Source organism: Vibrio sp. KUL70 (assembly GCF_059725515.1).
In genome coordinates, this window is the sequence record NZ_AP045834.1 from 2,187,709 (window position 1) to 2,206,316 (window position 18,608).

16 protein-coding genes, 1 tRNA gene and 1 pseudogene are annotated in these 18,608 nt (G+C 43.8%); 6 read left to right on the forward strand and 12 right to left on the reverse strand.

What is annotated here, in order from left to right; translation table 11 throughout:
• Positions 1-174 precede the first annotated feature (174 nt).
• Positions 175-798, forward strand: a complete 624-nt coding sequence (locus AC6I7V_RS09570) for a trimeric intracellular cation channel family protein (RefSeq protein ID WP_150869040.1) — start codon at positions 175-177, stop codon at positions 796-798.
• A 101-nt stretch (positions 799-899) separates the two neighbouring features.
• Here the strand turns inward: AC6I7V_RS09570 and aroC are convergent, their stop codons facing one another.
• From aroC to AC6I7V_RS09605, 7 genes are all read right to left on the reverse strand, one after another.
• Positions 900-1,985 carry a chorismate synthase gene (aroC, locus tag AC6I7V_RS09575; RefSeq protein WP_032551893.1) on the reverse strand — a complete coding sequence of 362 codons (1,086 nt, stop codon included), beginning with the start codon at positions 1,983-1,985 and terminating at the stop codon, positions 900-902.
• Between the two features lie 241 nt (positions 1,986-2,226).
• The gene (locus AC6I7V_RS09580) at positions 2,227-4,416 is read right to left on the reverse strand and encodes a putative Ig domain-containing protein (protein ID WP_498010774.1); all 2,190 of its coding nucleotides are present in this window, start codon (positions 4,414-4,416) and stop codon (positions 2,227-2,229) included.
• A 178-nt stretch (positions 4,417-4,594) separates the two neighbouring features.
• Positions 4,595-5,182, reverse strand: a complete 588-nt coding sequence (locus AC6I7V_RS09585) for an ECF-type sigma factor (protein WP_498010775.1) — start codon at positions 5,180-5,182, stop codon at positions 4,595-4,597.
• 6 nt (positions 5,183-5,188) lie between these two features.
• A complete protein-coding gene (locus AC6I7V_RS09590) occupies positions 5,189-6,622 on the reverse strand; it encodes a serine/threonine protein kinase (RefSeq protein WP_498010776.1) in 1,434 nt (477 codons plus the stop codon).
• Positions 6,623-6,833: 211 nt separating this feature from the next.
• Entirely contained in the window at positions 6,834-7,502 is a 669-nt protein-coding gene (locus AC6I7V_RS09595) for a LuxR C-terminal-related transcriptional regulator (protein ID WP_498010778.1), read from the reverse strand.
• A 479-nt stretch (positions 7,503-7,981) separates the two neighbouring features.
• Positions 7,982-8,839, reverse strand: a complete 858-nt coding sequence (locus AC6I7V_RS09600; protein WP_498010779.1) for a curlin — start codon at positions 8,837-8,839, stop codon at positions 7,982-7,984.
• 83 nt (positions 8,840-8,922) lie between these two features.
• Positions 8,923-9,537, reverse strand: a complete 615-nt coding sequence (locus tag AC6I7V_RS09605; RefSeq protein ID WP_498010780.1) for a curlin subunit CsgB — start codon at positions 9,535-9,537, stop codon at positions 8,923-8,925.
• A gap of 346 nt (positions 9,538-9,883) precedes the next feature.
• On the opposite strand from AC6I7V_RS09605, the gene AC6I7V_RS09610 reads away from it, so the two are divergent.
• Genes AC6I7V_RS09610 through AC6I7V_RS09620 form a run of 3 tightly spaced genes read left to right on the forward strand, consistent with a single transcriptional unit; the run spans position 9,884 to position 11,646 of the window.
• Positions 9,884-10,372 (forward strand): curli production assembly/transport protein CsgE, encoded by a 489-nt coding sequence (locus tag AC6I7V_RS09610; protein ID WP_420833778.1) that lies wholly within the window; start codon positions 9,884-9,886, stop codon positions 10,370-10,372.
• A 10-nt stretch (positions 10,373-10,382) separates the two neighbouring features.
• Positions 10,383-10,793, forward strand: a complete 411-nt coding sequence (locus AC6I7V_RS09615) for a curli assembly protein CsgF (protein WP_255230224.1) — start codon at positions 10,383-10,385, stop codon at positions 10,791-10,793.
• Positions 10,794-10,809: 16 nt separating this feature from the next.
• Complete coding sequence (locus AC6I7V_RS09620; protein WP_498010781.1) at positions 10,810-11,646, forward strand: CsgG/HfaB family protein; 837 nt, start codon at positions 10,810-10,812, stop codon at positions 11,644-11,646.
• A gap of 258 nt (positions 11,647-11,904) precedes the next feature.
• On the opposite strand, the gene AC6I7V_RS09625 is transcribed toward AC6I7V_RS09620, so the two are convergent.
• Positions 11,905-11,981 (reverse strand) — tRNA-Arg (locus AC6I7V_RS09625).
• A 210-nt stretch (positions 11,982-12,191) separates the two neighbouring features.
• Between AC6I7V_RS09625 and folD the strand changes: the two genes are divergently transcribed.
• Entirely contained in the window at positions 12,192-13,052 is an 861-nt protein-coding gene (folD, locus tag AC6I7V_RS09630) for a bifunctional methylenetetrahydrofolate dehydrogenase/methenyltetrahydrofolate cyclohydrolase FolD (protein ID WP_255230222.1), read from the forward strand.
• Positions 13,053-13,146: 94 nt separating this feature from the next.
• Here the strand turns inward: folD and AC6I7V_RS09635 are convergent, their stop codons facing one another.
• Entirely contained in the window at positions 13,147-14,346 is a 1,200-nt protein-coding gene (locus AC6I7V_RS09635; RefSeq protein ID WP_255230220.1) for a NupC/NupG family nucleoside CNT transporter, read from the reverse strand.
• A 207-nt stretch (positions 14,347-14,553) separates the two neighbouring features.
• Positions 14,554-15,498: pseudogene (locus AC6I7V_RS09640) on the reverse strand (LysR family transcriptional regulator).
• A 165-nt stretch (positions 15,499-15,663) separates the two neighbouring features.
• Here AC6I7V_RS09640 and AC6I7V_RS09645 point away from each other — a divergent pair.
• Positions 15,664-17,099, forward strand: a protein-coding gene (locus AC6I7V_RS09645; RefSeq protein WP_498010782.1) for an IS1182 family transposase whose coding sequence is annotated in 2 segments (ribosomal slippage) — positions 15,664-16,837 and positions 16,837-17,099 — 1,437 coding nt in all. Because the reading frame shifts where the segments join, the coding sequence is not laid out codon by codon here.
• A 153-nt stretch (positions 17,100-17,252) separates the two neighbouring features.
• Here the strand turns inward: AC6I7V_RS09645 and AC6I7V_RS09650 are convergent.
• Both AC6I7V_RS09650 and AC6I7V_RS09655 read right to left on the reverse strand, forming a co-directional pair.
• The gene (locus AC6I7V_RS09650) at positions 17,253-18,245 is read right to left on the reverse strand and encodes a lytic murein transglycosylase (protein WP_498010783.1); all 993 of its coding nucleotides are present in this window, start codon (positions 18,243-18,245) and stop codon (positions 17,253-17,255) included.
• Positions 18,246-18,278: 33 nt separating this feature from the next.
• Entirely contained in the window at positions 18,279-18,569 is a 291-nt protein-coding gene (locus AC6I7V_RS09655; RefSeq protein ID WP_255230218.1) for a YcgL domain-containing protein, read from the reverse strand.
• Positions 18,570-18,608: the final 39 nt, after the last annotated feature.

Below are 18,608 nucleotides of genomic sequence, written 5' to 3' on the forward strand. Positions count from 1 at the left end.
CCCAGGTTAACCCGGCTGAAGTTGCATGATTAGTTTAGCTAATCTGAAACGCTAATTCGCGGTACAAATATTCATTCGTAAAATGTGACTTTTCGCACTAAACTCGCGCTTCTTTTTTACATCGCACGGCTCATAAATCACGGTTTTATAGGGCGAAATTATAGAGTTACAGCAATGCTACTAAGTGTTTTATATATCATTGGTATCACGGCAGAAGCCATGACTGGCGCACTCAGCGCTGGTAAACAAAAAATGGATTGGTTTGGGGTAATGCTGGTTGCCAGCGCAACGGCAATTGGTGGTGGTACAGTTCGAGATATTTTGCTCGGTCACTACCCGCTAGGCTGGGTGGAAAACCCAGAGTTTCTGGCGATTACGTGCATTGCGGGCGTCATCACGACCGGCCTAGCCAAGTGGGTGATTAAGCTTAAAGGCTTATTTATCCGCTTAGATGCTCTAGGTTTGATTGTATTTAGCATCATTGGTACAAAAGTGGCGATGAACATGGGTCTACACCCAATGATCTGTATGGTGTCGGCACTGGTCACTGGTGTCTTTGGTGGCCTGCTGCGCGATCTAATCTGTCGTCAAACACCGCTAGTACTGCATGAGGAGCTTTACGCATCGATCGCACTTATCGCATCAGGCCTATACCTTGCCCTGCTAGAGTTTGGTATTAACGATGTAACCGCAACTATCACAACCTTGGTTGTTGGCTACCTATTGCGAATGGCAGCCGTGCGCTTTAAGTGGCGTTTACCTTCGTTCCACTTAGATCCAGAAAGCTCAGTGCATTAATCTTTGGGCTAATTAGAGACACTGCATTCACTAGAAAACAAAAAGGGTTGCTCCAACAGGAAGCAACCCTTTTTTAATCCATTACCCTATACACTCAGTCGTTAGATTTGAGGTGTATTGGTTGTCACGCCGTGGTTTTGACCACGATGACGTAATAGGTGATCCAGAAGTACAATCGCCAGCATCGCTTCTGCAATTGGCACAGCACGGATACCCACACATGGGTCGTGACGACCTTTAGTGATCAGCTGTGTAGGCTCGCCATCTTTAGTAATGGTATCGCCCGGCACTGTGATGCTTGAAGTTGGCTTAAGCGCGATGCTTGCTACGATATCTTGCCCCGTTGAAATACCACCCAAGATGCCACCAGCGTGGTTACTTGTAAAACCTTCCGGTGTTAGTGGGTCACGGTGCTCGCTGCCCTTTTGATTAACAACATCAAAGCCGTCACCAATCTCAACACCTTTAACCGCATTAATACTCATGAGTGCGTGTGCGATGTCAGCATCTAGGCGATCAAAGATTGGCTCACCAAGACCGACTGGCACTTGTTTTGCCACAACTTGGATCTTAGCACCAATCGAGTTACCTTCTTTAAGTAGATCACGAATCATCTGATCGAACTCTGGCACTTTATCTGCATCAGGGCAGAAGAATGCATTGTTCTCGATTTCGTTCCAATCTACTTTCTCGATAGCGATATCGCCCATCTGAGATAAGTATGCCTGAATCTCGACTCCGAACTCTTGCTTCAGGTATTTCTTCGCAATGGCACCCGCTGCTACACGCATTGCTGTTTCACGAGCTGAAGAGCGACCGCCACCACGGTAATCACGCACACCATACTTTTGATGGTATGTGTAATCCGCATGACCTGGACGGAACTTGTCTTTAATTTCTGAATAGTCTTTAGAGCGTTGGTCTGTGTTTTCAATCAGTAGACCAATAGACGTACCCGTGGTTTGACCTTCAAAAACACCCGATAAGATCTTGACTGCGTCCGCTTCACGACGAGCCGTGGTATAGCGAGAAGTACCCGGACGACGACGGTCTAGATCTTTCTGCAGATCTTCTTCGGTGATTTGTAATCCTGGTGGGCACCCGTCTACGATACATCCTAGTGCGATACCGTGACTCTCTCCGAATGTGGTCACTCGAAAGTGTTGTCCGATACTGTTTCCTGCCATTGCTTCCTCTAAATTAGCAGCTAGTGAGGCGGTTTGAATAAGTAAACCTTCTTCCTAGCGGCTTTACTTGTCTATTCTTCGTGGATTCATAGTGGCTTTATTACTAAATGATGTAAAGCCCCAATAGAGAACAATTGTTAGATTATCGAGAAATAAAAAAGGAAACCTATCGCTAGGCTTCCTTGTTTCAATTATTAAAGTCACTTGTCATTCAGTGCATGTCTAAATAACAAGTTTTCTATTAGTCGTCGTTCGACGAACCATCCCACACCATATTGAAGTTCACATCAGTAATGTACTCGCTCCAGTCATCACTGATTTGGCCAATGATGCTGTAAGTCTCGTCTAACTCAAGTGAGTAGCTGTTACCTAAACCAAACAGGAATGAAAGCACCGCATTTGGAGTGCCGCCTTCGAATACATCGTCACAGAATTGTGGATGTAAGCTATTACCATTGCTTGCCGAAATGGTTTCAGATGTCACTGTGAAACGTTCAAAAATAGCGGTATCACCATCATGAGAATCAAACAATCCATCACAGCTAATACCATTCATCCACACCTTGATGTAGTCGTGTGAATTATCCGAAGAAGGTTCTGCTGTATTCATCTGTAATGAAGTCGAAATCAACTGATATTGGTGTGCTTGTTCGCCAGGCCAGTACAAATAAGCATCACGCAACTCAGGACCATCACTGGATTTCACTTGAATGCGCTTTTCTGCATCCTCTTGGCTGCTAAATCCAACATAACGACTCGAGCGCCCCTCTTCAGTCCAAAGCATGGTCACGGCACCTGGTGAGATTACGTTGCTATCGTAGTCATTAGTGATGTCGTAGCGCATGGTCATTGTCTCATCGTCTTCTGTGTATGAGCCAACTAGGGTGTCACCCTCAATAACATAGGTTCCCACTTTCATGGTCGCTTCAGTGGTACATTCAGATTTGTTGCTTAGGTCACGGTCGTTGTAGAAGATCTCACCATTTTCAAAACGCACTGTGTCACACCATACTTGAGCGTAACTCGTTCCGTTAGAGCCTCGCTCCAAGAAATACCAAGTGTTCTCTTCAAGCGGATGTGTATCGCCAGGTGGTAACGGTGCTTCTTCAATGATTGGGAAGCTCAAGGTTGCCGAAACCCAATCACTGTTCACGCCATCATTCACTGAAACCGTCACTGTTTCAGTATCTGCCGCAGCTGAACGCGGAATCAGACCAGTGAAGCTCACTATGCCGTCATTACTCACTAAAGCATTAAAGCCTGTGCGAGTGACTGTTGATAATGTTGTTTCTACTTTGTAGTCAAGGTCGTCACCGTCGCTGTCTGTGAACAATGCACTGACATCTAACGTATCGTCTAACGTCTCACCTTCTGTCATCACCCATGCATTCATTGTCGACTGTAGGTTTGCCAGTTCGCCTTCATCCAAAACAGGTGGCTTGTTTTCCGTTAACACGGTTACTTCAAACGTCAGTGGGTATGAACGTGCGTCGTGCGTATCGGTAGCAAAGATATGGTAAACAAAACTACCTGCTTTTTCTGGCACGCCAGTGATCATACCCGTTTGCGCATCGATAGACAGACCATTATTCCCTTCGAAATTATCATCACCATCAAATTCAGCGACAGCCATAGTAAAGGTCATATCATCGGTATCTTGGAATTTGTCACTTACATCGTACGGAAGCCAAGCATCACCTAGCGTCAATTCAACAGGGTCAGTCGTACCAACAACTTTTGGTCGAGTGTTTGGAATAATAATGATATCGCCGCCGCTTGGTGGAATATCAATGATTGGCGAGTAGCCATCAAGAGACTCGCCAGTTTCAATGATCTCTTGCGTTGCCTCCGCCATCGCCTGTGCTAGTTTTAGCTTAGTGTCGATATCTTGGTCGGATTTATCAACTAGCACTTCACCAATCAAATTAAGTGCTTCTGCTTGCTCTGAGGTATCGGCAATGTAGTCACCAAAAATAAGTGCTTGTGATACCTCAAGACCAGCATCACCCGTGATCGCCGCAACGACTTGCTCTTCTGCCTCTGCCAAAGTAAGTTCGGTGTCTGCGGCCAGCAGTTTTTGCACCATGTTAGTCATCGGGTTGATGATTGTGCCACTGCCCGCATTTGCTAAAGTAAAGTCGTGCTGTATCAGACCACGGTTGCTGTCGATTGTTTGACCTGCAACTGCATCTACACAGACTGTGGAATTTCGATACTCTACGCTGAGATTTGCTTGACCTTTATTATCCGTTTTACCCTGAGACAGATCACAAACACCATCTTGAGTACTATCTACCGAAACATTGGCATTAGCTAAGTAGCCATCAATTGCGGTAATAGAAAATGTTGTTGGGGCGCTGGATTCGTTGTCCGAACCACACCCGACTAAAGCCACTGCAATTGACGCTGCCAGTAAACCTTGCTTTTTCATTGATATTCCCTTTATAAGCCTTTTATTGTTTGAGCCATGACTGAATACTGAGAATCAGTGGCTTCAAGTCGACGTTATTTTTAGAGATATCAGTACTGCTTAACAAGACACAGGGAATACAGGAAAAAGCGTAAATTTTTTTATGAATTCATCAAAAAATTGAGACATTTTCATTAACTTAGGCCGCCAACCTGTTGTGTAGCCAGCTCTTAGCAAATTTAAGATCTTTTTCGACCAGACTAGAGCTGCACTCTAGAAGTTGGCAGATCTCGGTATGCTTCAGCCCAATGTAGTACTTTAGCTTCAATACATTAGATTGACGTGGATAGTGTCGGGTAAACTCAACCAAGGATTGTTCTAATGCAATCCTGCGTTCTAAAGGCAGGCCTTCAATCGACAATGTCTGTTCTATGACAAGCGATTGATCAGGTTGACGCTTATCCGCTTGTGCTGCCCACGCTTGATTGATAAGAATGTGTTGCATTGCTTTGGCAGCCATCAAATAAAAATCTCGAGTTTTCCCTATCGCTCCTTTATCCAATGCAGTTACCTTCAAATATGACTCATGAATCAGAGCGGTAGTGTTAGTGGACTCTTTGTTCAAACGAGCGCCCGACTTTTGACGACGCTGTTGAGCCAACTCTTTTAGCCTACGGTAGGCAAAATGAAATATCTGTTCCTCAGACTTCTTACAACCAATCTGCCACTGTGAAATCAACGCTGTCAGGTGATCGCTATCGACCCTAGCGTCCTCAGTTTCAATCATTATTGATCACCCCAAAGATTCTTTTGAAGCAATAGCCTCATCGGTTGATTGAATCTCATCATGCCCTTCATCTCCTATAGGCTGCACAAACTGTATATTCATAAGCTCAATAGAGCTGTGTTCAACCTCATCAGCCGCTCGACTACGGACAACTCGAATTGGATCATTCAATTCCTCCCGACTTTGCGGCCAATAGGGGACTGAAGGACTATCCAATAAAAGCTTAGGTCGGTTTTCTCGACTCTCGATACCCACTTCCCAATCCGTCAAATTGTTATTCATGGGGTAGACGCTGGCCGTGACATCATTAAGCACCGAATCCAGTGTCAATTTTTGACGATTAAGGTCTTGAGTCGCTGTCGACAAAGCCATAATGACAACAACCATGATCAACATCAGAGCTGTGCTGCACAGAGTAAAAACTGGAGAGCGAACAATTGCCTTTTTTATCACTTCGACCCTTACTGTCGACTCTTGAGTTAAAGGGAAACAGCAGCGAACGTTTTCGATATCTTTGGCAAGATCTATCGCTCTGGCATATCTATGGTTAAGTGAACAGTGAGTCGCTAACGCCACAACCTTAGTCATGTCACCTCTCGGCTGAGCCCTAAGGATGTCCAAATACAGAATCCGACCTAAGGCATAAACATCCGTGCGACAATCTATCGTATCTCCATCAAGCTGTTCTGGACTTGCATAGCTTCGAGTGAGTGCGACTACACTTGAGGTGTGGACGCCCCTGTCTCCAATATTGAGCGGTTGTACTTTTAGGGCAATATTAAAGTCGATGATTTTCGGCGTACCATCGCTACAAATCAGTATGTTTTGTGGCTTGAGATCTCCATGCACCACTTGATGTTGATGAGCATGCTCGACGGCCAAACAAATATCTCGGAACATCATCAATTTCTGTCCAAAACTCAACTTTTGCGAGCTTAGATACGTTTTTAAGTTCACCCCATCCACAAACTCCATCACGATATACACCACTCCGTTATAGATACCTGCATCGTAAACTTTGGCAATATTGGAGTGGCTAACATCAGCAAGAAGCTGTGCTTCTGAAAAGAGCGCCTCTTGACCTAACAGTCCTAAAATCTCGGGATGAAAAAACTTGATTGCGTACTGCTGATGAAAAAGCGAATCGCAGCGAGTTGCGTAGTAAACCGAAGCAAAGCCCCCTCTGCCCAACTCATGACCAATAACATAGCGATCAATGTGAAGGTTTTCGTAGCAGATAGTTGCTTGACTGGTTGTCGATAAGTGCGCCTCTAGTGCTTCAATCACAGAATCATTATTGGCTTGTTTCAATAAGGCATCGACTTCATGAGCAAGTTGGGGCGAGCTTCGACGAACGTCAGAGAGGATAAGATCGCGTTCGCTGGATTCCTTATCAATCAGATGATAAAAAAGTTGAGTGCTACTGAGGCTAAAGTCCATTTTAAGTGCCAGTTATTATAGCTACTGGTTTTATATCCCAGAACTTTCAACCCTATCAATTGCCAAGAAATGAATTGATACATTTTGTAAGCTATTGAAAAGAAATGCCGTTTTTATCATTGATCAAAAAAATGATTGCCTCAAAACCACTATTCAAGAACAATCACTTCAACGTCATACCTTATATTCGAAGACCAGATCTAAAGATGAATTATTGGATAAATTCATTGCTGGCAACGTTATTTTTTACCCAAATTAACGCCTGTAATCGATTTTTCACTTTGATTTTTTTAAAGGTGTTGTGAAGGTGCGCTTTAACCGTGTTTTCACTTACGTAAAGTGCATCCGCAATTTGTGTGTTAGACGCACCATCACCAAGGAGCTTGATGATTTGCTGCTCACGTTTGGTGAGTTTCAGGTAGTAAGGGCTGGTTTTCGCACACTGTCTCTCTCTGTAAAAGCGAATGTACTGGGAGATGAGCTTTCTACTCATCCACATTTCATCTTGCATAATACAGTTAAAGCCCGTCACGAGCTTATCAAGTGTGTCAGACGCATAAAAAATGCCAACCAGATACTGCCATTTGAGCATCTCATGGTGAGGGAAATCGCTAGGGGTATTTAACAGTACTTCATGAACATCACTCTTGATATCATCCCTAATCTCTTGATATTTTTCGATGTACTGGTTACTCATGGTTGGGTAATCAATAATCACCAGATCTAAGTTAGGTACTTGCAGTGATTTAGTGGATAGCTTTTCTGGTGATACTAACTTAATGCCCAATTTCACCTTTTGTTCTATGGACTCTTTGAGCAGCGTTGATTGCAAATTATTTTCTGCTATTAAAATGGCTTGATGAACTTCCGTAATAGCCATATGTGAACTCCTTTTTACTGTTCATCGCTTGCTTATTAGAATTTAAAGTTTATAACATGGACTGATAATTTGATCATTAAATATTTCTATCATTTCACTATTAATTAATAGAACACGTGAAGGTGTATTTTATTATTTTACTGGAAGTGTATGTTTACTCTGAATTTGTTTTGGTTATTTTACAATATCTAAAAATTTCCCATACTTCGCTATTATTATGAATTTCTAATATTGCAGGTAATTGCTCTAATCCTAATATAATCGTTGTTCTCCCACTATTAACCCTCTGATTATACTCCGAATTGGTACGTGTTTTTAACGTTAATGAGAATGGTGAACTGTTTTTAATTATCAATATGGTATCTTGTTTTTTAATTAAACATTCGACTGTACTTGACGTTCCAGAGTAAGTGGGCAAAGAAGCAAGGCAAAATAAAGCGGCGATCATCGCCGCTTCAGTATATGTAAAATGTTTCATATTAATTTTGATAAATCAGACCGACATTCCCGTTTGCACCATTCCCTAACACAGCAGCATTATCGTAAGAAGTTTGCTCAATCATAAATTGGTTCATATTGCTGTTAACTAGGTCAACTGTCACATTTGAATGAGAACCTGTTTGAAGAGTGAACACGCGGTTATCATTACTGTTCATTAGATCGATATCAACATCGTTCCAATCACCACCACCAACATCAGTGTTCACAATGGTTTCTACATAGTTTCCATCACCCGAGACATCGATAGCCACATCGTTTCTATCTACACTGCCATTACTAAACTCAGTGTAAGTCGTATTTGAGTTACCATTAATGTATACGTCCGCTTCATTTCGGTCAGCACCGCCTTTAGCTTTTACTACCGAAATGTTCTCGTCACCCATTTGAGTGACACGCAGATCATTAAGGCGGCCAGCTCCATTCACTTTTACTCTTGCTTGGTTATGTAAACCGTCTTGATCTATCAGAGCATTGTTTCTTCTGTAGCGCAGTTTCACGTGAGCCTCGTTGAGGTTACCCGATTGTTCAACAACAACATCTGATTTATAACTAGCGTGTGTATCAACAAGAGCTACGTGCCCATCTGTAACACCTGATGTGTTTTGGTTGATAGTCACATTTGCCATGTCACCACTACCCATTTGCCATACGGCTGTGTTGTCCATAGCCAACGGCTCTATAGCTGCCACTTTCCCTTTAATGCCAAGGTCCGTTGTACCTTCTTTAACACCGATTGCTGGCTCTGGTGCTGGATAAGGTGCAGGAAGTGGATCTGCTTGAGCTGCATTAAAGCCAATAACGGCACCGACTATCATTCCAATTTGTGTAAGTTTCATAGGTTGTATCCTTCTGCTTTTCCATGTCGACTATCTATCACTTCATCTGAAGTGGCTGTGAATCAAGCTTTCTATACTGCGCACTAGTTTGCTTGATTGATAAAGATCCTCATCGAGCTCGATGCGTTAACGATCGCTAAATCGTGCCCATCTTGAGAAATCCCTAAGTTGTCACCTCCCGAACCAGCCATAAACGCGACATTATGATTACCTTTTTGGTCGATGCTTAATTGGCTTCTTTGTCCAGAGAAGTTTGCTTGTCCTAGTACTGCCAAATTGTGGTTTCCATCTTGGGAAATCAGCGCTTCACTATTCCCACCGATCTGCCCAATTACAACGGTATTACCTGTGCCTTCTTGATTTATATATGCGACGTTATTCCTCCCTACTTGAGAAATATCAGCGGAATTAGAATATCCGCTCTGTTTTATTTTCGCTCTATTGTTTGCTTTAATTCCTGGGCTATATTGAACAATGGTAGCATTTGAATCAGAGCTATTAGTTATGTCGATCTCTGAATAGTTGTCTAAGTCTGTAGAGTACATATTATAAAGTTCTCTGTACTCATTAACTATGTCTCGATCCACATTGTATAAAAAGTCTCCTTCAACATCAGAAGCCATTGAAACATTGACATTACCTATTGATAAATATAAACAAACCACGCTTGCAAGAGACGCTATCTTACTTATCATCATGTCTACCTTAAAATATCTAATGTTCACCTGATCAACAAAGAATACATATTAACGACGAGCATATATTTGAGGAAAACTCTCTACTCGCGATGATCTATATATTCCTACTGAACGCTATGTAACTCACTAGCATGAGGGAATAATAGGTTTGCAGATGAATATCATCTATAAACTTAGAGGTAAAAATACTTAATTGCATATGATAAATTTAATTAGTAATTGTTGCGCCTACCTCTACATTAGTTAACTAAATCCTATTAAAAATTAACCCAAAAGTTTATATATGCCACTGTGAGCATCAGTTAGGCTTAATTGTGTTTCGATGAATCATATTTTTATTTCATAAATGGAAGCACATATGACAATGAAACTGTATATCGTTGCGTTGCTGTCTTGCACTGTTAGTGCAGGAGAAAAGAGTCACAGACTTGAAAATGGTGCGCCTTTAGAAAATGGGACAAACTTTGAGGATTCGACAAAAAGCTTGAAGGAACAATTTAACGACTTTAGTGAAGTGAATGGGATAATAGTTGACAGAACAATTACGCGCTTAGGTGATGATTTCTATTTCTTCTTCTCGCAATCGATCAATGAAAATTATCCCAACCTGAAGGAAAATTTGACGGTAAAAGAGAGACCAACAGCATTGTCTGGAAGCATCATAGAGGTTCAGCACTCTAGAAAACCCATCTTCCGCACAGCATTGTCTCCCGGTCGTCGACAAGCAAAAGAGCGAGCTGCTGATGCAACGCGAGTTGTTGGGAATTACATCATAAGATGGCAAGCGGAAAGGCTCTTTCAGGACACTTACGATCTCGATCATGATGAATTTTAAGGAGCCAAGGATGTCGACAATTTTAAGAAAAATCACGCTTATTGCACTGCTAACTTCCCCTACTATTTGCGCGAGCGAATTGGTCTATACGCCCGTAAACCCAAGTTTTGGTGGAAATGCTTTAAATAGCTCTCACCTATTTAACCATGCTAATGCGATCAATGATTTTGAAGACCCAAACGCTAGGGACTTTTTCGGTGAACAAGAATCCGCACTAGATCGCCTAGCATCCAGCTTAGAGTCTCGTTTGATAAGTCAGCTGCTTGCTGATGTGGGGAACGGTAACACTGGACAATTAGAAACGGACGACTTCTTCCTCAATATTGTTGATGATTCTGGATCTTTACTCGTTCAGATAGTGGATAAAGCGACCGGCGAATCAACAGAAATTAGCGTATCGGGACTAAACCCAGACCTCTAATCACAAGGGTTATGTTATGAAATCGATGATTATCGTCTTCCTAACCTTGGTGTTAGGAGGATGCTCTTACTCTATGCAAATCCCAGAGACTTCTGAATCACCTAAGCTGATGCCGAGGGGAACAACGTATGTCGACCTCATTTCGTTGCCACTACCACGCGGTAAAATTTTGGTCTCAGTGTATGATTTTAGAGATCAAACCGGGCAATACAAACCTCAACCCAACAGTAACTTCTCAACAGCGGTGCCACAGGGAGGAACATCACTGCTCACAACGGCACTGATTGATTCACGATGGTTTATCCCACTTGAGCGTGAAGGGCTTCAGAATTTATTAACGGAACGTAAGATCATTCGAGCCGCTCAGAAAAAAGATAAGGTTGTGAATAATCATGGCGCAGACTTGTCGTCTTTGAGCTCTGCAAACATTGTTATTGAAGGCGGGATCGTCGCTTACGATTCGAACATTGTTACCGGTGGCGCAGGTGCAAAGTATTTAGGTATTGGTGGCTCAGGACAATACAGAACGGATCAAGTCACGGTTAACCTAAGAGCAGTTGATGTTCGAACTGGACAGGTTCTTTTGAGCGTAACCACAACCAAAACCATTTCTTCACATGAGATCGGCTTCGGGGCTTTTCGCTTTGTTGACTACAAAGAGTTACTAGAAGTTGAGATGGGCTATAGTCAAAATGAACCCGTGAATATTGCTGTGATGTCAGCAATAGATGCAGCCGTGATCCACTTAATCGTTCAAGGAATGAAACGTGGTATGTGGTCGCCTGGTGACCCTAATGCTATGCAGAACCCAATCATCTCTCGTTATTCTGACGCAAGCACAGACATACTTTAAGTAATACCAATCACAGTAAGTAAGTGATCAAAAATAGCGCAGGAAAAAGGCTTGAGAACAAGGCAGCTTTTCTGCAACAGAGAGTTTCGGTAAGTAGTTATTCTACAATCAAAAATTCTAACGCAGTTATCGAGCGTTTTAACAAGCTAGGGTGAGCAATTATTTACTACGATTGGTATAAACCATATTACTGTTTTATACCGCCCCAAAACGACAAAGGCCTGACAACTTAATAAGCTGTCAGGCCTTTTAAAATAATGGCACGCCCTGTAGGATTCGAACCTACGACCACATCCTTAGAAGGGACGTGCTCTATCCAGCTGAGCTAAGGGCGCGCTACAGGAAAGAATTATACGAATTCGAATCAGTAAAGCAACGGCTTTATCTAACATTCTGATCTAAGTGGGTAAAAAAAGGGCAAAGACATTATAAGTGTTGAAAATTAGAGCAAAGCAAACGTTTGCTTGATGGAAATCAAAAACGTTTTCTGGAATAATGCGCCAAAACATCAGCCACTAACTTGAATATCACTACTAAGGAAATTCATGACTGCTCAAAATATTGATGGAAAGCTAATATCTCAAACCGTTCGTTCTGAAGTTGCTGCACGTGTAAAAGCACGTACTGAAGCAGGCTTGCGAGCTCCGGGCCTAGCGGTAGTTTTAGTGGGTGAAGACCCAGCTTCTCAGGTTTATGTGGGAAGCAAGCGCAAAGCGTGTGAAGAAGTCGGTTTTGTATCAAAGTCTTTTGACTTACCAGCAACAGCAACCGAAGAAGAGCTACTCACTCTAGTTGACCAACTGAACGAAGATCCAGAAATCGACGGTATTCTTGTTCAGTTACCTCTTCCTGCCGGTATCGATAGCACACACGTGCTAGAGCGTATTACGCCAGAAAAAGACGTTGATGGTTTCCACCCATACAATGTCGGCCGTCTGGCACAACGTATCCCTAAGCTACGTTCTTGTACGCCAAAAGGTATCATCACTCTGCTTGATCGCTACAACATCGACCTACGTGGTAAGCACGCGGTTGTTGTCGGCGCATCAAACATCGTGGGTCGCCCTATGACTCTAGAGCTACTTCTAGCGGGTTGTACGACCACGACTTGTCACCGTTTCACCAAAGACTTGGAAGGTCACGTTCGTCAAGCAGACGTTGTTGTGGTTGCGGTAGGTAAACCTAACTTCATTCCGGGAGCGTGGATCAAGAAGGGTGCCGTGGTGGTCGATGTGGGTATCAATCGCCTAGAATCTGGCAAGTTGGTGGGTGACGTGGAATATGATGTCGCAAAAGAGAGCGCAAGCTTTATCACTCCAGTTCCGGGTGGTGTTGGCCCGATGACGGTTGCAAGCCTTATCGAGAACACAATGATCGCTTGCGAGCAGTTCCACTCTCATAAGTAACGGCTTTCTCAAGTCAACATTACTCCAAATAAAGGAAAGCCGCGACAATTCATCCGTCGCGGCTTTTTTGTTAGCTATTCACTTATGGAAAAGGCTATAGCGACAGTGCTACACCTGCAATCGAAGCACTCATCAAGTTCGCTAACACACCTGCACAAATCGCGCGGAAGCCGTACTTAGAGATGAATGAGCGACGCTCTGGTACTAGGCTACCCAAACCACCGATCAGAATCGCCATGGTTGAGATGTTGGCAAAGCCACACAACGCAAAAGTAACGATGGCTTGAGAATGTTCGCTCAACACTTCCTTCGCTTCCATCAGCTGGATGAAGGCTACAAACTCATTCACAACAATCTTGTTACCGATCAGTGAGCCCGCAACAATCGCTTCGTCCCATGGCACACCAATCAGCCATGCAACGGGTGCAAACACATAACCTAGGATAAGCTCGAAGCTTAGGTCCACGCCGAACCAACCTCCAACTGCACCTAGCATGCCGTTCAGCATTGCAATCACACTGACAAAGGCAAGAAGTGTTGCACCCACTGCGACTGCAATACGAAGTCCGGACATAGCCCCATCTGCCATGGCCTCAACTACGTTGGTTGCTCGTGGAATTTCTACATCTGATTCAATGCTCTCTTGAGTCTCATTGGCACTACCTGGAACCAAAATCTTCGCCATCAGTAAGCCTGCAGGCGCAGACATGAATGCCGCTGCGATTAGGTAGTTCAGATCTACGCCCAGAGACGCATAGCCTACTAATGTACCGCCAGCTACCGATGCCAAGCCACAAGTCATTACCGCAAACAGCTGAGAATCAGTCATATGCTTCAGGTAAGGCTTAACCACCAGTGGTGCCTCAATCATGCCAACGAAGATGTTCGCCGTAGCAGAAAGAGACTCCGCTCGGCCTGTACCCAGCAGCTTCTGCAATGCGCCGCCAATTAGGTTGATCACTTTTGGCATGAAACCAATATGGTACAGACCCGAAATCAAAGCTGAGAAGAAGATAATGATACCAAGAACATTGATAGCAAATACAAAACCACTATTGGTTAGGCCACCAAATAGGAAGCCGATACCTTCTTGACCATAATTGATTAAGCTCGACACTGCTCCTGTAACACCATTAAGCACTTCTTTGCCCATAGGCACGTAAAGTACAAGCAGTGCAAAAGAAACTTGTAGTAGGAAAGCAAGAGACACCGTTCTCAGCTGAATATTTTTTCTGTCCGTAGATAGTAACCAAGCGATTACTAAAAGAGTAATGATTCCAATTAGGGATGCCATGTGCGTCAAACCTGAAAAAGTTGTAGTAGGAAAGGCGACGCATTGTATAGAGGAAATCGTTTGCGGCAAGTTGCGGTTGTTACATGGATGTTGGTTCAATAGGCGATTTTAACCCGAAATATCTAACCTATTGAATTAATTGAAACTATATTGATTGTTTTTAATACTTTTTCCATATGGAAATTATATTTTCAAAAACAGCGACAGTTAGCGGTGTAATTCAACACAAGTTTTCAGATTTTGATCCCAATAAGTTGGAGAGCCAATATGCTGTTTAAGAAACTCAATCACGGTCGATAGTTTTTTCGGCATGTTCTTGCGGCTCGGATACACGGCAAAAAATGGCATGATTTGGCTCGCTTTCCATTCCGGCAAGACTTGAATCAATTGCCCACTACGAAACTCCTCTTTGACGAGGTAAGTCGCAAGATAAGCAATTCCCCACCCTGCCACAGCCGCGTCTCTTACCGCCTCTGCGAGATCGACAGAGTAATCACCACTTACGGTGACACATAAACTTTCTTGTCCGTTATCGAACGCCCAAGAGGTGTAATCACGCTCACGGCTACGATAGATAAGACAGTTGTGGTCGCTCAGCTCCGAAGGGCAACTTGGCGTGCCTGCTTTGATCAAATAATCCGGTGATGCCGCCACCACAAATTGGCTATCCGCCAATCGTTGAGCAATGTAGCCTTCCGGCAGTGCCTCATTATTGGTGATCCATAGATCCAAGCGCTCTTCGATCATGTCTACTTTGTAATCGAACAGGTGAATCTCGACTTTGAGCTGTGGATAGAGCTGACGCAACTGATCGATAGCGGGAATGACATGCAAAGTACCAAACGATTGAGAGATCCCAACTCGCAACTTACCGGAGACATCATCGCGCTGACTCTCCATATCCATTTGTGCAGCTTTAAGCGTGCCAAATAACTGCTCACAGTGCTGATAGAACACTTCGCCTGCTCCGGTCAGCGTTAGGCTACGTGTCGTACGCTGAACCAGTTTAATCCCAATGTTGTCTTCCAACAGTGCAATCTACTTACTGATGTGTGATACCGATACATTGAGACTCTTCGCTGCACTGGTGAAACCACCGTGTTTGATCAAGGCGTGAAAGATCACCATTTGCGCCGCTCTGTCTGTTAACACTCCGCTTGCCCTCTATCTTTAAGAAACGGCCTATTCTAAAAAGGCCATTTATCTGAAAACACCAAAACAAAAGGACTCCGAAGAGTCCTCAGACTGCTGACAAAGGTCTAGCTTTCAAGCTAGACCTTTGATCTAATAGGGGTATCGAAATATGGATATCTCACTATGCTTCAAGAGCCTTCACCTCAACAATATGAACTCGAAATGGTCACCATGGAACAGCTCGTTCCTCAGAACCATTTAGTTCGTAAGATAGATAAAGCCATCGACTTCGAGTTTATCCGTAATGAAGTCGCTCACCTCTACTGTAAAGACAACGGTCGCCCACCTGTTGACCCTGTACGCCTGTTTAAAATCATCCTGCTTGGTTACCTCTTCGGAATAAAAAGCGAGCGACAACTCGTGAAAGAGATTGAAGTCAATGTCGCTTATCGATGGTTCCTGCGTATGTCACTGACAGAGAAAGTTATCCATGCATCGACACTCAGCCAAAACCGTATTCGCCGCTTTAATGGTACCGATGTGTTTGAGCGTATCTTTATCAATATCGTAGAGCAGGCAATGGCGAAAGGTTTAGTCGCAGGCCAAGAACTATTTACTGACAGCACGCACCTAAAAGCCAATGCCAACAAAAATAAGCACACGAACAAAGTGACTAAGGTTCGCGCCAGTGCTTATCTTGACATGCTCGATGAAGATGTCGCGCTAGACCGAGAGAAAGAGGGTAAGAAACCTCTAAAGTCACGTACCGCTGAGCCTAAAACTAAGAGCACCAAAACGAGTACTACCGACCCGGAAAGTGGCTTCATGACTCGAGATAATAAACCCCAAGGCTTCTTCTATCTCGACCACCGTACAGTGGATGGACAGCATGGCATTATCTTAGATACCCATGTCACAGCAGGTAATATCAATGACTCTCAACCTTATGTGAAGCGTCTGGACTATACCCTAGAGCAATTTAACCTTAATCCAATCGCCGTTGGACTCGACGCGGGCTACTTCACTGCGCCAGTCGCTGAGTCATTAGAGCGTCGAAATATCTTAGGCGTGTTCGGTTATCGCAGACCATCGAGAACAAAGAATGCGTTCAAGAAAAAGCACTTCATCTACAATGGAGAGCGAGACAGTTACCGCTGCCCTAACGGTCAAGAGCTCATCTATAAAACAACGTCTAGAGATGCGTATCGTGAGTATCACTCCGACCCGAAAGAGTGTGCGTTCTGTCCAATGAGAGATGACTGTACGCAAAGTAAAAATATAAAGAAAGTCATTACAAGACATATCTATACGGACGCGATGGATAGAGCCAACCAAATGCGGCTCTCACCTTATGGAAAAAGACGTATAGGCGAAGAAGTGAGACGGTAGAGCGGAGCTTCGCCGACGCTAAGCAGCACCATGGTCACCGTTATGCCCGCTTCCGCGGGCTCTCGAAAGTGCAAATGCAATGTTGGTTGGCAGCTGCCGCTCAAAACATCAAGAAGATAGCCTTGGTGGTGAGCTATTTACAAAAAATAGGGCTAAATATGTCCCAAATACGTCAAATTATGGCGTCTAGATGCCAATTTAAGTGTTGGGCTCTTCCAAACTTCGCATAATAAAAAAATATCGCGATCGCGGCCTACGGCCGCTCGAAAAAGAGAACCCCACTTCAAAAAGTGGGGTTCGTCAGCAATCTGAGGACTCCGAAGAGTCCTTTTTAATCTGTTGGCTTGCGCCGCTTTGCCTTGGCCAATGTGTTTAAACTTGAGCTATTTAAACTTAATTCGATCAGCGAAGTGACTCACTGCCAGTGCAAAGTAGTACGAACGATTCCACTTCATCAGTACATTGTAGTTGTTGTAAACTAAATAAGAGCGCCCAGTTTGGTCGTCTGGCATGATCAGCCAAGCTTTAATATCTTCATCAAGCTTAGGTAACGGGCTGCCATCAAAGCGTGTAATACCCAACTTTGACCACTCCTGAAGATACTTGCCTTTCTCTTCCGAGCGACCCTGCATGTCAAGAGAGATATTCGCAGGCACTTTTATCTGTCTGCCCCATGTATACTTATCATCCCAACCAGACTGGCTCAGGTAATTTGCCGCAGAAGCAAAAACATCGGCTTCGGTATTCCAGATATCCTTCTTACCGTCACCATTACCATCCGCCGCATAAGCTAGAAAAGAGCTTGGCATAAACTGAGGTTGCCCCATCGCTCCAGCCCATGACCCTTTCATGTCTTGAGGCTCAATATGTCCCTCTTCAAGAATGGTCAGTGCTGCCATCGCTTCTTTGGTAAAGAACGCCTCGCGACGACCTTCGTAAGCCAGGGTTGTTAGCGCGTCAATCACACGATAATTGCCCGTAAAAGTACCAAAGTTACTCTCGACGCCCCATAATGCAACGATAAAGCGAGGTTGAACACCATACTCGTCACCGATGCGTTTCAACTCCGTATAGTGCTTATCGTAAAGCGACTGCGCTTGTTTCACCTTCCAAGCAGGAACCGCTCTTGGGATGTACTCGTCGAGCGTCAGTTTTTTCTCTGGCTGATTTTTATCCGCCTTCACTGCACGCGGTTTAAATGTCACGCCATCAAAAGCTTGGTCGATGATCGATTGAGAGATGCCTTGCTCTGAGCCCTGCTGTTTTAGCTTTTCAACAAACTGCTCAAAGCTCAACTCGTTAGCGTGTAACGGAGCCACTGCACTGCCAGCCAACAACGCCGACACGGTAATTAGGGTTTGCGATAATTTACTCAACGATCATTCCTCCCTGAATTAAGGTGAGTACGACTACTCTTCATCTTGAGTGTTTTGTTGAGCTTTACGCTCCTTGTACAACTCAAGTTCATTCACTGGTGGTGGCGGCAATTGTAAAAAGAAGCCGTCAGTTTCTAAAGACTCACGAACTTTATCGATGTTCACTTGCGCCAGTTTACGACCATCCATCTTGATGACCATTACGAAGGTAGGTTTACCAAACATTTCCATCAATGCGTCAGGAACTTGTGAAAAATCATCCTTTTTAGGGATATAAAGGTATGTTCCTTCTTTTTTTGAGCTTTTATATATAGAACACAGCATGACAAACCTTTTTTAACTGTTTATGACTACAAAACTCTC

Bases quoted from the DNA above. Each gene is read 5' to 3' on its own strand.
- folD (WP_255230222.1), top strand. From the start codon at position 12,192: ATGACTGCTCAAAATATTGATGGAAAGCTAATATCTCAAACCGTTCGT.
- AC6I7V_RS09580 (WP_498010774.1), bottom strand. From the start codon at position 4,416: ATGAAAAAGCAAGGTTTACTGGCAGCGTCAATTGCAGTGGCTTTAGTC.
- AC6I7V_RS09570 (WP_150869040.1), top strand. From the start codon at position 175: ATGCTACTAAGTGTTTTATATATCATTGGTATCACGGCAGAAGCCATG.
- AC6I7V_RS09605 (WP_498010780.1), bottom strand. From the start codon at position 9,537: ATGATGATAAGTAAGATAGCGTCTCTTGCAAGCGTGGTTTGTTTATAT.
- AC6I7V_RS09595 (WP_498010778.1), bottom strand. From the start codon at position 7,502: ATGGCTATTACGGAAGTTCATCAAGCCATTTTAATAGCAGAAAATAAT.
- AC6I7V_RS09655 (WP_255230218.1), bottom strand. From the start codon at position 18,569: ATGCTGTGTTCTATATATAAAAGCTCAAAAAAAGAAGGAACATACCTT.
- AC6I7V_RS09590 (WP_498010776.1), bottom strand. From the start codon at position 6,622: ATGGACTTTAGCCTCAGTAGCACTCAACTTTTTTATCATCTGATTGAT.
- AC6I7V_RS09620 (WP_498010781.1), top strand. From the start codon at position 10,810: ATGAAATCGATGATTATCGTCTTCCTAACCTTGGTGTTAGGAGGATGC.
- AC6I7V_RS09600 (WP_498010779.1), bottom strand. From the start codon at position 8,839: ATGAAACTTACACAAATTGGAATGATAGTCGGTGCCGTTATTGGCTTT.
- AC6I7V_RS09615 (WP_255230224.1), top strand. From the start codon at position 10,383: ATGTCGACAATTTTAAGAAAAATCACGCTTATTGCACTGCTAACTTCC.
- AC6I7V_RS09610 (WP_420833778.1), top strand. From the start codon at position 9,884: ATGGAAGCACATATGACAATGAAACTGTATATCGTTGCGTTGCTGTCT.
- AC6I7V_RS09585 (WP_498010775.1), bottom strand. From the start codon at position 5,182: ATGATTGAAACTGAGGACGCTAGGGTCGATAGCGATCACCTGACAGCG.
- aroC (WP_032551893.1), bottom strand. From the start codon at position 1,985: ATGGCAGGAAACAGTATCGGACAACACTTTCGAGTGACCACATTCGGA.
- AC6I7V_RS09635 (WP_255230220.1), bottom strand. From the start codon at position 14,346: ATGGCATCCCTAATTGGAATCATTACTCTTTTAGTAATCGCTTGGTTA.